We start from the raw sequence: 12,250 nt of genomic DNA, 5'->3' as shown, positions 1-12,250 counted from the left end.
GGTACCACGACTAACTCGAAGATAACTAAGCATTCTTTTTCTTTTTAAAATAAGGAGCAAGTAAAGAATCCCAAGCATCAACTATTTGTTGATATTCATGTTCACAGTCTTCAGCACGTTCCTTATGAAGCAACTCATCATCTATAAGACTCTGGAAGTTCTTCGGATCAGAACCGTAAACGTAACAAAGAAAATTTACAGCACGTTGTGCATCTAAAGAATGTGAATCATAAAAAAGTAAATCATCCAATGAAGTCGCTCTTCTTGCAGCAAGACCGTAGGTATCTGAAACTGTAAGAAGGTAATCTTTATCTTGGTCGTCATAAGTTAAAATATATGCTGCCAACTGATCTGCTACATCTTCTTCTCTACCCGTAATTTTTAAATCGAGCTCTGCAATAAGGGCGTGTCCAGTTTCATGGAATAAAGTTCCCACGGCGCTTTGATATAACTCGTTTTCTAATATGGCACCTGAATCGCCAGCTTCAGTGAACATTTTCCTTTCTTCTGCACCCAATTCGTAACATAGTTCAATTGTTTTCTTATCACTGTCATAAAATGCATTCGCTTCATTACACTCTTTTGCAATAACTTTGATATCAGAGGGAATATTAACAAAATCATTCATTTCTTCAGTATAGCCTTCTAATAACTTCCGACTACGCCAAAGACCTTCCTCAATTCTATTGTCTGCATTTAGAGCAGGTTCATAAATTGGGATAAATTTTCCTTGTAAAGTAGGTACCTTACTTGATGCCTGTTGTTGAGTATTTGTAGATTTACTGTCTGAACTATCATTACAAGCCGTCAGGCCTAACAGCGTTATGAATGTAACAGAAAATAATCTTAAAATTTTAGAGTATTTTAAAACATCATCTTTCATATATAGATTTCCTTTTTAATTAAAATTATTTGAATATTAATCAAAGATAAAATTCAAATAAAAAATAGATTATTAAATTCTTACACTAAAAAAAATCATTTCAATTAAAATAATAAATACCCCTTGATCATCAAAAAAATTCATCGATATCTTTTCTTTCAATTTAAAAACTAAAAATTAAAAATCCATTACAGATTTTATTTTAGTTAAAAAATCCTCTATGCAATTATTTAAAATATTTTAGCAATGCTTATACTGGTACCAATTAATTGCATTTTTAATTAATAAATCAGTTGCATCTATGAATAAATCCGGGTGTATTTTAATCCAATCTTCTAAAATTAGAGGAATTTCTGTACATGCAAGAAGGAACTTTTTATCATCTTTTAATGTATAATTTTTAATAATGCTGTTCATTATTTCTTTAGCTTTTGCATATTCTCCAGCTTTATACATATAAATGCTTTCCATTATTAGATTCTGAAAAACAGAAGGAGGAATAGTGAAGTTAATTTTATTATTAACAAATTCCTTTTGATAAAGTTGAGTACTAATTGTAGCCGTAGTCGCTAAAATACAGACTTCATGAATATTACTATTTTTAATATATTGAATAGCTGATTCAACAATACTAATCATTTTTGTATGAGTAGATTCTTGCAACCGATCAAACCAAAAGTGGGCAGTATTACATGGAATGATTATACATCCGACATTGGCATTTTCTAAAATTCGTAAATATTCAACCATCTTTTCTAATGGTTTATCATTTTTATTCAAAATGGATTTTGTTCTATCAGGTATGTCTGGAATACATACAGTTATGACCGGAATATGTTCTTGATCACAGTTTGCTCTAGTATTTTTAATAATTTTATTCATGGCATCAACTGTCGCCTGTGGCCCCATTCCACCTAAAATTCCAATTGGTTTATTCATATCCATTTCCGAGCAATTACTATATGAAATTAGCATTGCAAGAAAAAAATCTATTAGTTTGCAAAAAATAGATGTAAAATCCAAAAAATGCATAATCATTCTATTTGTATTTTTTAAATTTTAATATTAAATTATTGATTTAATTACATTAATTAAATCTAGGTATTATATAATGATGCGTAATTTGCATAGCTATATTAAAAAATGCATAAGTTTTGCATCATTTTAATGCACTCTTTGGGGAATGATGTTGATATTTAAAATACCTTTTAGTTTAATCATTATGATTAACTAAAAAATAGGCTAAACAATAATATTTTTTTTGATATTTTTGTATAAGCATATTAAATGATTATAAATCTATATGATTTTATTTTTATTTTAATGATTTTGACTGTATGAATATCTTCACTTTTTTGAGTTATTGGTGTGTGCAATAGACTGATATAAACATTATTATTAGATCAGAGCTACAAACTTAAAAGTACAATTATTTAAAAAACTAAAGTGCTACGGATTTATTTCCATCTATGTAATTTCCCAATCTATAGCTTTAACAAAACTCCATAATCCTTCTGATGCGGCATTTAATCTAGAACTACTTCTATATAAATATATATCAACAGATAACACAGAGTTTTTTAGAGGAATAACCATGAGTTCATTATTTTTAAGTTCATCTTGGATACTGTAATCTGGCAACCAGCCCACACCATATCCCCCTTTAATCATATCTTTAAGTAAGATACTCATTGATGATACAAACGTAGTACTAAAAGAATGAGATTGATGTTCTTGAAGAAATTTATTTACTTTCTTTCCCATATAACTATCATCGGTATAATTCATTAAAGGAAGCGAACCATCTTCAAGGGAAAACTTAGGACACCCTAAATGATTTGGGGCCGTAACTAAATATAATTTTGCTGAGAAAAGTTTATGACATAAAAATTGAGTGTTCATAAGCTCATCATCATAAAAAGAAGCGATAAAATCACATTTCCCATTTCTTAGATGATCAACTGTCTAATTTACATTGATTGACTCAACATAAAAGATTTTTTCTTGATAATTTTTTAAATTCCCCAAAATTTTAGGAAAAATATATCCTGCTAATGAATGTGCTGAAGCTATAGTTACTCTACTTCTTATATCATTAGTACCTTTAATTTTATCGATGTTGTATTCAAAATCATCTAATAAACTTCTTACATGTAAAAGAAATAGCTTGCCCTTTTCTGTCAATTTTAGAGGAGATGTATCCCTGTCAAAAACCTCAAATCCCAAAGAGTTCTCTAAAGTCTGAATACGTCTACTTAAAGAGGATTGCGAAATATTTCTTATATCTGCGGCAACTGTAAAGTTTCGATACTTTTCTAAAACAATAAGATCATACAACCACCTTAACTCTATGTTTTGTATCATAAAAACTTACCACCCATTTATAACTAAATTTATACTTTAGCAATGAAAAGTTCACAAAAATATGACATAACTCATTTATTTTGAGCTACTGCCAAGACTGGTTCTACAAAGTTATCATCTCATGATTTAATCAAACATGAATATAGAAAAATCTTCACTTAAGGTTGTCACTAAATGGTTTAAATATCTATAACTTCCTATATTTAATTTTCCAATAATTAATATGATTTCTGCTAATCTTTCTTTATCAAAATTATCAGATTTTATTAGATCGTAAAGGAAATTAGCAAGCACAGCAAAAATGCTTATTTTTTGACTAGAACCTAATTATTTATAGCTAAGATTCTAAAAAATATACTTAAAAAAACCATTCATTTTAAATTAAGCAATATTTATAATAGCGTATATTCTAAAAATTGGTTAATAATTATCAAAAAAAACCTTGCAATAGAAAATTGATATTAAAATTATTTTTTTATTTTTTAAAAATATTAATACGTTAATTTTCCATATAATATATTATAATTTATAAAAGTCTGCATTAAGTATTAGTTATGACATTAGTAATTCGATGGATTGAAGACTTACTTGCTCTAGAGCAAGAAAAATCAATTTCTCAAGCAGCAGAGGTACGACATGTCACACAATCTGCATTTACACGGAGAATTCAGAACATTGAAAATGCATTTGGATTCCAAATTCTAAAAAGATATAGTAAAAATATTGATTTTACCGAAGCGGGACAAATTTTATTAGCTTCCTCAAAAAATATCCAAAACCAACTTAATGCAACAATCAACTATCTTGAAAAAAATATTAAAAATAATGAATTAAATATAAGGTTTGCTGTATCACACTCCTTAACAACCCAATTTTTCCCACGATTTATCAATGATTCATTAATAAATTTAGAAGATTTAAAATTAGAAATTATTGCATCCAACTTCAAACAAGGGCTGGGTTTACTCAAAGATGGCTCTTGTGATTTATTAATTTGCTATTGCGATCAAAAAACATTACAGCAACTTGATCTTTCTCTTTTTGTCTTTCATAAAATTGTGAAAATGGAAATACTCCCTGTTACTGCACTTGATAATGGTATTCCTAAATATTCAATTGATCAGCCTTTCCCCCTATTGGCATATAGTAAACAAGCATATTTAAGAAACTGCGTTGATGAGGTGATTGAAAAAAATCTAAATTATCGAACTCTATATGAAACAGATAATGCCAGTGATTTAAAAGAATTAGTTATACAAGGTTTGGGTATAGCATGGCTACCAAAATTATTAATTGAAAAAGAGATCTCCGAAAACAAATTAAAAATAATAGATAACAAAAACTATAATACATCTCAAGATGTCTACATTATCAGACACAAAATTATTATTTCAAATAGTATTAATCAGATATGGAGATCAATAACTGCACCAAAAAAATAAAAAATTAGCATATGGTATTTTAATTATGATCTTAAAAACCCGCATCAACATAGTGATCATTAAATTAAGTGACAAATACAACATCAAGCTTACTATTTAAAATCACTGTTGATACTCTTTTTTAGTAGGTTATTTATATGCTACATAAAACAGATTAGCAATTATCTGCTAATCGATTTACTGGGGTAGCATTTGAGTCAATCACTTCATTCTCTTGTTCAGCATGCTCATATTTATCGCCTTCTGTACGAGCAATTACAGCAGTTGCAATACTATTGCCAATGACATTAGTTGCAGTACGTCCCATATCTAGAAATTGATCGATTGCTAAAATTAATAAAATACCAGCTTCAGGCAATTTGAACATGGCTAGAGTTGAAGCGATAACGACAATAGATGCACGAGAAACACCAGCAATTCCCTTACTGGTTATCATTAACGTAACTAGAATTAAAGCCTGCTGAGTCCAGCTCAAATCAATATTATAAGCTTGTGCAATAAACAAAACAGCAAATGCCATATACATCATAGACCCATCAAGATTAAATGAATAACCTAATGGAAGCACAAAGCTGGTAATTCGTTTAGGAATCCCAAATTTGTCTAAAGCCTCCATCGTTTTTGGGTATGCTGACTCACTACTGGCTGTAGCAAATGCCAATATGGTAGGCTCGCGAACCACTCGCATCAATCTAAATACATCTTTTTTCAAGAAGATGTAGCCGAATGAAATGAGGATCATCCAAAGAATCAGTAATCCGATATAGAATTCTCCAATAAAAATACTATAATCAAGAATTAACCTAGGTCCTTGAACTGTAATGGCAGAAGCAATTGCCGCAAAAACCGCAACAGGTGCAAAAGCCATAACATAATCTGTAATGCGGAACATGACTCGACAAAGCTCATCAATAATCCGGCCAATTACAGTAGCTTCATTTTCGTGCTGAACATAGGCTAATGCGGAACCAAAGAAAATTGAAAAAACTAGAATTTGCAAAATCTCATTATTCGCCATTGCTTCAGCAAAACTGCGTGGAAAAATATGAGTAATAAAAGTTTGTAGACTTAAACCTGATGCACTAACACCAACATCGATAGCTTGCTTCGGAATAGTCAGGTTCATTCCAGCACCAGGTTGGAAAAAATTTGCTAGACTCATACCGAGTAAAAGTGAAAGTAAAGATGCCCCAATAAACCAACTCATAGCTTTTAAGGTAATTGATCCTAAAGAAGATGACTTTCCCATTGATACCAAGCCAGAAACAATTGTTGCAAATACTAAAGGCGCAATAATCATTTTAATTAATCTTAAAAAGACATCAGTGACAATCTTGAAGTATGAAGAAATTTCAGTTGCTTGTATGGTATTTAAATTACTATGGCATACCCAACCCACCAATACTCCTGATATCATTGCAATCAAAATATATTTGAGTAATTTTTTTTGATTCATAAAACAAATTCCTTCTTTAATATTATTTACATCAAAATTTTGATCTTACATACAAACTTTGATGATTATCCATTTTGGTTACATAGCGAAGGCTTTACTTTTTCGTTAAAAAAATTGGCTCAACAATCCGCTGTCGCAAGTGTTGCTTTTTTTTTTATAAAACGACAATGCAAAAATTAAATCTTGTATGCAAATAATGCATATTTTTAACCACACCTTATCATTACCAAAACAGCTATTTTTTAATTCATCTATTTGTTAAAAATCGAATACAAATGATGTATTGGAGCAATCTCATTTCATTTTATTGTTTTAAATCATATCACTAGATAAAATTAAAAATCATAAGTTTGAATTACAAATTTTGTCTACCTTAGTACTTACTTTAATATTTGCTCTATTAGTTTTTGATTAAACGCTGCTACCTTGATGTGCTTTAAAAGAGCTTTTAATTTCTCTTGCAGTCATTTTCTAGTAACCCTATTATTTTTCTAACATAGGTTGTTATACAAATCTAGAATTGAGTTGCCATATTTATTTTATGGTTCTAAATTTCTAAAATATCCCCAATTTATTCTAAAAAAATATAAAATGAATTTTTCAAATTAAACCCAATCGACAATCATCCTAAATGCCAAATGCTATCTGTTAACAGTTTGACTTCCTCGATATCATGAGTCACATATAACATAGGAATTTTAATCTCATTCTTTATTTGTTGAAAGAATGGAATAATTTCAGCTTTATGCTCTGCATCTAAGGCTGATAAAGGTTCATCTAATAGCAAAATATTCGGCGAATATAAAATCGCACGACCCAATGCTACACGCTGTTTTTCACCACCAGAAAGGTGTATTGGCATCCGATCAAGTAGATGGCTCAGCTTTAATAATTCAACGATATAGTCCAACTCAAATTGACGTCGCTCAACATCAATTCGGTTATATCCAAACTTTAAATTTCCCATAACATTTTTATGTGGGAATAATTGGGCATCTTGAAAGACTAACCCCACACGGCGTTTTTGAGTGGGGATATTTATTTTTGTTTCATGATCAAACCAAGTATCTTGGTTCACTTTGATCCAGCCTTGTTGTGGCGTACGTAAGCCAGCTATCGCATTTAAAATGCTGGTTTTACCTGAACCAGAATGTCCAAATAATCCCACAACACTTTCATCAGACTTAAATTGCTGATTTAAATTAAATTTATTAAATTTCAGGGTTATTTTAAAATCGAAATGCATTACGTTAACTCTGTTTTTTCTTTTGATAGCGGTGAAACCACTGCGCAAACCATAATGCCAAAAATGCCACAGTCAATGAAATCATAATCAGACGTTGTAATGCATGATTCATATCAGGCTGTTGCATCAAACTATACATCGCAAGCGGCAGAGTTCTGGTTTCACCCTCAACATTCCCCACAAATGTAATTGTTGCGCCAAACTCTCCTAAACTACGACAGAAACATAAGATTGCACCAATTAAAATACCGCTACTCGCTAAAGGCAAGGTCACATGCATAAAAGTTGAAAATGCAGATGCACCCAAAGTTTTTGCAGCCATTTCTAGCTTTTGATCAACAAGCTCAATCGCCAGACGAATCGATTGTACCAATAATGGAAATCCCATCACTGCTGAAGCCAAGACTGCACCTTTCCAATTAAATGCAAAATCTAGGCCGAACTCCGTTAAATATTTCCCTAAGAAGCCGCGATTACCAAAAACTTGTAAAAGTAAAAAACCTGGCACAACTGGCGGTAATACCAAAGGTAAAAAAATCAATGTTTCAAATAATGATTTTCCGAAAAAATCTTTACGTGCCAAAATCCAACCAACGATAATGGCTGGAATCAAGCTAAAAATCAGACAAAAACCAGCAACTTTACAAGAGAGTTTTAAGACTTCAATTTCTGCTGGTGACAGTACATCAAACATAACCGATTTCTAATTGAGAACGCTAAAGCCATATTTCTTAAATATGGTTTTAGCTTCATTACTTTGTAAATATTGATAAAATTTAACAGTTTCAGGAGTAGCTTTTACCATACCCATAGGATAAACAATCGGTGTATGCGTGTTTAACGGAAACTCAGCGATAACCTTAACGTCTGGGCTAATTGCAGCATCAGTTAAATAAACAATTCCCACATTACATTCACCACGTGCCACAAAATTCAGTGCAACGCGAACATCTTCTGCTTGAACTAAACGCGGCTGAATTTTTTCCCACCACTGCAATGAGGTCAAAGCTTGCTTCGCATACTTTCCAACAGGAACACTTTTGGTATCGCCTGTACAAAGCTTGCCTTTAAATGCGGTGGTCGGGTCAAAGGACGGAGTCATTTTGAATTGTATGTTTTGATTTTTCGGGCTAATCAATACCAAACGATTGCCAAGTAGATTCTTTCTATTTTTAGGGTCAATCAATTTTTTATCTTGTAAATAATTCATCCACTGCTCATCGGCAGAGATAAACAAATTGGCTGGTGCCCCTGCTTCAATCTGTTTTGCCAGTGTCGATGAACCGGCATAAGATGTTTTAATTTTTATATTATTTTTCTTTTCATATTTTTGATCTAGTTCTGCTAGAACATTGGTTAAACTGGCTGCAGCGTAGACTGTGATTGTATCTTCTGCATAAGCATGGCCCATAGCAAGCAAACTTAAACTAAATAAAATTTTTTTCATCGACATCTTCCTTTGAATAACAAAAAATTGTTCGCTAAGCATTACTGACTATAAAGGACGAAACCGTCACCCCGACAAAAGCTTGCCAATGTGAGACTTGAAGCTTGTGCCATCTCTATTGCCAAACTGGTAGGCGCAGAAATTGTTGCAAGTAATGCGATATTTAATACAACACATTTTCTAATCAGTTCATAACTTGCTCGACTGGTCATCACCACAAATCCTTTTGACAAATCAAAGTTCTCTGCTGAGATATGGCCCAGTAATTTATCTAGCGCATTATGTCGTCCAACATCTTCAAAAATAGCATGAATGTTCCCCTCCACAACCCAAGCAGCAGCATGCGCTCCGCCAGTCACAGCAGTAATCTTTTGCTGGTTTTTTAATTGTTTGATTGCGTTAGGAATTTCTCTTAACCATTCTGGTTGAATTGTAGAACTAATTTTTGGTAATGAAAATTGAAGTTGTTGAAGACTTTCTATACCACATAAACCACATCCTGTTCTACCAATCAGCATTCTGCGATGTTGTTTTAATGCCATAAAAGCTTTTGATGAAATTTTCATCTCAACCTGTATACCAAAATTGTTGTGAATAATATCAAGCGAGTAAAGTTCTTTTAAACTTGCAATTATTCCTTCAGAAAGGCTAAATCCTTTTGCGAATTCAGCGATATCAGTTGGTGTAGCCATCATCACCGCATGAGATATACCGTTATAAACCAATGCAATCGGATATTCTTGAACAACCTGATCAAACTGAACATCTGTTTTATCTTGATCAAATCGTGTAATTTGAACTGACGCATAACCTGAAAATTGTGGTTCCAACTTGAGCTTTCCTTACCATTCAGGATAGCAACCACAGGTTACTATCCAATTTCACATATCCTGCAATAAACCAGTAAATAATTAAATCTCAACCTTTTTTTCTGCATTCTCAGGATCAACTTCAGTAAATAAATTGAAGTGCTCAGGTGCATCGCCAGCATGTAAAATAACAGGAACACTTTTTGAAGCTGGAATCTTGGCAAATTGATCATGACTTGAAAGCGCAACCAGTGGATTGGTTTCAGGATAATAAGCGGCCAGACTTCCTGATGGAATGTTATAGGGAACGATTCGGAAACTTTTCACGACTCTTTTTACCCCATCAGAGAATACACTTTCAATATCAACCCATTGATCAGCAACAAATCCTGCTTCATCAATATCTTGTTGATTTATAAATAATACACGGCGCTGACCAAACACACCTCTATAGCGGTCATCAAGGCCATATAAAGTGGTATTGTACTGATCATGCGAACGAATCGTCATTAAAGTGTAGACTTTGCTCTTCGTATACTGGGCAGAAAATTGATTTTCTTGATCGTTATAGACTTGGGTTAATGGCGTAATCAGGAATTGTGCTTTACCCACAGGGGTATTCCAAACTTTAACATTGGCAGGATGAATAAGATGGAAACCACCCGGTTGATAGGCTCGCCCATTGAAATCTTTAAATTCCTCAAAAACCTCTTCAATAGAGTCACGAATACGATCATAGTCCTCAACATACCAACGCCATTTAATTTTAGAGTCAGGTAACGTCGCTTCAGCCATTCGTGCAACAATATCAGGTTCAGAAAGCAAGTTCTTTGATGCAGGTTCATTGCGCCCAGCGGATAAATGAACATTACTCATTGAATCTTCAACTGAGATCGCCTGATTCCCTTTCAGTTGCTTATCAAGTTCGGTACGACCTAGACATGGAAGAACCAAGGCGTCTTTACCACACACGAGATGGCTACGATTGAGTTTTGTTGCGATATTTACCACCAGTGAGCAGCGTTTTAGCGCTTCTTGAGTATATGGGGTGTCAGGTGTCGCAACTGCAAAATTCCCGCCTAAAGCAATAAAGACCTTAACATCGCCCTCATACATCGCTTTAATCGTTTCTACCACACCATAGCCATGTTTGCGTGGCGATTTAATGTTAAAAACACGATCAATATCATCCAGCATTTTTGCACTTGGTAATTCATTGATTCCCATGGTCCGATCACCCTGCACATTACTGTGCCCACGAACTGGACATAGGCCTGCTCCAGGACGACCAATCTGTCCTTTCGCCAAAAGTAAATTAGCCAACATATGAACATTTGCAGTACCGTGTCTATGTTGTGTTATGCCCATTCCCCAACAAAAAATTGAACGCTCAGACTCGCAAAACATTTTAGCAATTGATTCTAAGTTTTCTGGAGAGAGGCCTGAATACTGATAGATATCACGCCATTCTGTTCGGTCAACTTCTTTTAACATTTCATCAAAACCAACGGTATTCTCAGCAATATACTGCCGATCAAATACCCCTGTTTTACCTGCGAGTATTGCCTGTTTATCCCATTCATGAAGATGCTTCATCATACCTAACAGAAGCGCATAATCTCCGCCAATTTTCGGCTGGAAATAAAAACGACTAATGGGCGTACTGCCATTCGTCATCATCTCAATTGCTGCTTGAGGATCCTGAAAACGCTCTAATCCACGTTCTTTGATTGGATTAATCGCAATAATATTTCCACCTCTACGCGATACTTCACGTAAAGTTCCTAACATTCGAGGGTGGTTGGTACCAGGATTATGCCCAAAGCTAAATACCGTATCCGCTTGATCAAAATCATCTAAAGTAACGGTCCCCTTGCCAAGCCCAATTGAATCTTTCAAACCAATACTGGTGGTTTCATGACACATATTTGAACAATCAGGGAAATTATTTGTTCCATAACTTCTGACAAATAACTGGTACAAGAAAGCCGCTTCATTGCTTGCCCGACCAGACGTATAAAATGCTGCCTGATCTGGATGATCCAAAGCTTGAAGATGTTGAGCGATAAGCTTAAATGCATCATCCCAAGAAATTGGGACATATTTATCTGTAGCCGCGTCATAACGTATTGGATCTGTGAGTCGCCCCAAATCTTCGAGGTAAAAATCATTTTGCTCAGCTAACCAACTCACCGTGTGATGCGCAAAAAATTCGGGAGTAACTCGTTTACTGGTTGCTTCGAATGCAACAGCTTTTGCACCATTTTCACAAAAGTTAAATGCGTGCGTATCTTTTTTTTCAGGCCATGCACAACCAGGACAGTCAAAACCTGTCGGTTGGTTAATATTCATTAATGTAATTGAGCCTTTGGCAAAGACTTCTTGCCTTTTTAAATTTCTAGCAACACTCAACAAAGCGCCCCAACCTCCAGCTGGGTGCGTATAGGGTTCGATACGCGCGAAATTAGTATTCTCCTGAATATGGCGTTCTTGGCCTTCTGTTTCAGCTTTATTTTTTTCTAAATCGTTCATTTGAGTGCCCTCTTTAATGGCTTATCTGATTAAAAAATCAGCTCAAGAAAAAATTCATTTACTTTACATGG

The 12,250-nt window shown here is 33.6% G+C and carries 9 protein-coding genes and 1 pseudogene; 1 reads left to right on the top strand and 9 read right to left on the bottom strand.

The genetic code is table 11. The features are described from left to right. Positions 1 to 25: 25 nt before the first annotated feature. The 3 genes and pseudogenes from MTO68_RS08295 to MTO68_RS08285 form a co-directional block, all read right to left on the bottom strand. Positions 26 to 883: a DUF4344 domain-containing metallopeptidase gene (locus MTO68_RS08295; protein ID WP_244015600.1), complete on the bottom strand. Its 858-nt coding sequence runs from the start codon at positions 881 to 883 to the stop codon at positions 26 to 28. 240 nt (positions 884 to 1,123) lie between these two features. Next, positions 1,124 to 1,822, bottom strand: a complete 699-nt coding sequence (locus MTO68_RS08290; RefSeq protein WP_244015599.1) for an amino acid racemase — start codon at positions 1,820 to 1,822, stop codon at positions 1,124 to 1,126. Positions 1,823 to 2,350: 528 nt separating this feature from the next. Further along, positions 2,351 to 3,247: pseudogene (locus MTO68_RS08285) on the bottom strand (LysR substrate-binding domain-containing protein). Between the two features lie 554 nt (positions 3,248 to 3,801). Between MTO68_RS08285 and MTO68_RS08280 the strand changes: the two are divergent. Next, a complete protein-coding gene (locus MTO68_RS08280) occupies positions 3,802 to 4,689 on the top strand; it encodes a LysR substrate-binding domain-containing protein (protein ID WP_244015598.1) in 888 nt (295 codons plus the stop codon). Positions 4,690 to 4,843: 154 nt separating this feature from the next. Here MTO68_RS08280 and MTO68_RS08275 read toward each other — a convergent pair whose 3' ends face one another. From MTO68_RS08275 to MTO68_RS08250, 6 genes are all read right to left on the bottom strand, one after another. Continuing rightward, positions 4,844 to 6,145, bottom strand: coding sequence for a dicarboxylate/amino acid:cation symporter (locus MTO68_RS08275; RefSeq protein ID WP_056515364.1), 1,302 nt, complete (start codon positions 6,143 to 6,145; stop codon positions 4,844 to 4,846). Positions 6,146 to 6,767: 622 nt separating this feature from the next. Then, positions 6,768 to 7,391, bottom strand: coding sequence for an ATP-binding cassette domain-containing protein (locus MTO68_RS08270; RefSeq protein WP_244015597.1), 624 nt, complete (start codon positions 7,389 to 7,391; stop codon positions 6,768 to 6,770). A gap of 4 nt (positions 7,392 to 7,395) precedes the next feature. Continuing rightward, entirely contained in the window at positions 7,396 to 8,085 is a 690-nt protein-coding gene (modB, locus tag MTO68_RS08265; RefSeq protein WP_004820372.1) for a molybdate ABC transporter permease subunit, read from the bottom strand. Between the two features lie 9 nt (positions 8,086 to 8,094). Next, positions 8,095 to 8,838 carry a molybdate ABC transporter substrate-binding protein gene (modA, locus tag MTO68_RS08260; RefSeq protein WP_151803143.1) on the bottom strand — a complete coding sequence of 248 codons (744 nt, stop codon included), beginning with the start codon at positions 8,836 to 8,838 and terminating at the stop codon, positions 8,095 to 8,097. A 41-nt stretch (positions 8,839 to 8,879) separates the two neighbouring features. Next, entirely contained in the window at positions 8,880 to 9,668 is a 789-nt protein-coding gene (gene fdhD, locus MTO68_RS08255) for a formate dehydrogenase accessory sulfurtransferase FdhD (protein ID WP_244015596.1), read from the bottom strand. 81 nt (positions 9,669 to 9,749) lie between these two features. After that, a complete protein-coding gene (locus tag MTO68_RS08250; protein ID WP_244015595.1) occupies positions 9,750 to 12,179 on the bottom strand; it encodes an FdhF/YdeP family oxidoreductase in 2,430 nt (809 codons plus the stop codon). Positions 12,180 to 12,250: the final 71 nt, after the last annotated feature.

It is taken from the genome of Acinetobacter sp. NyZ410, assembly GCF_022828975.1.
Classification (GTDB): Bacteria; Pseudomonadota; Gammaproteobacteria; order Pseudomonadales; family Moraxellaceae; genus Acinetobacter; species Acinetobacter guillouiae.
The sequence above is the reverse complement of the archived record's forward strand: the minus strand, read 5'-3'. Positions and strand labels throughout refer to the sequence as shown.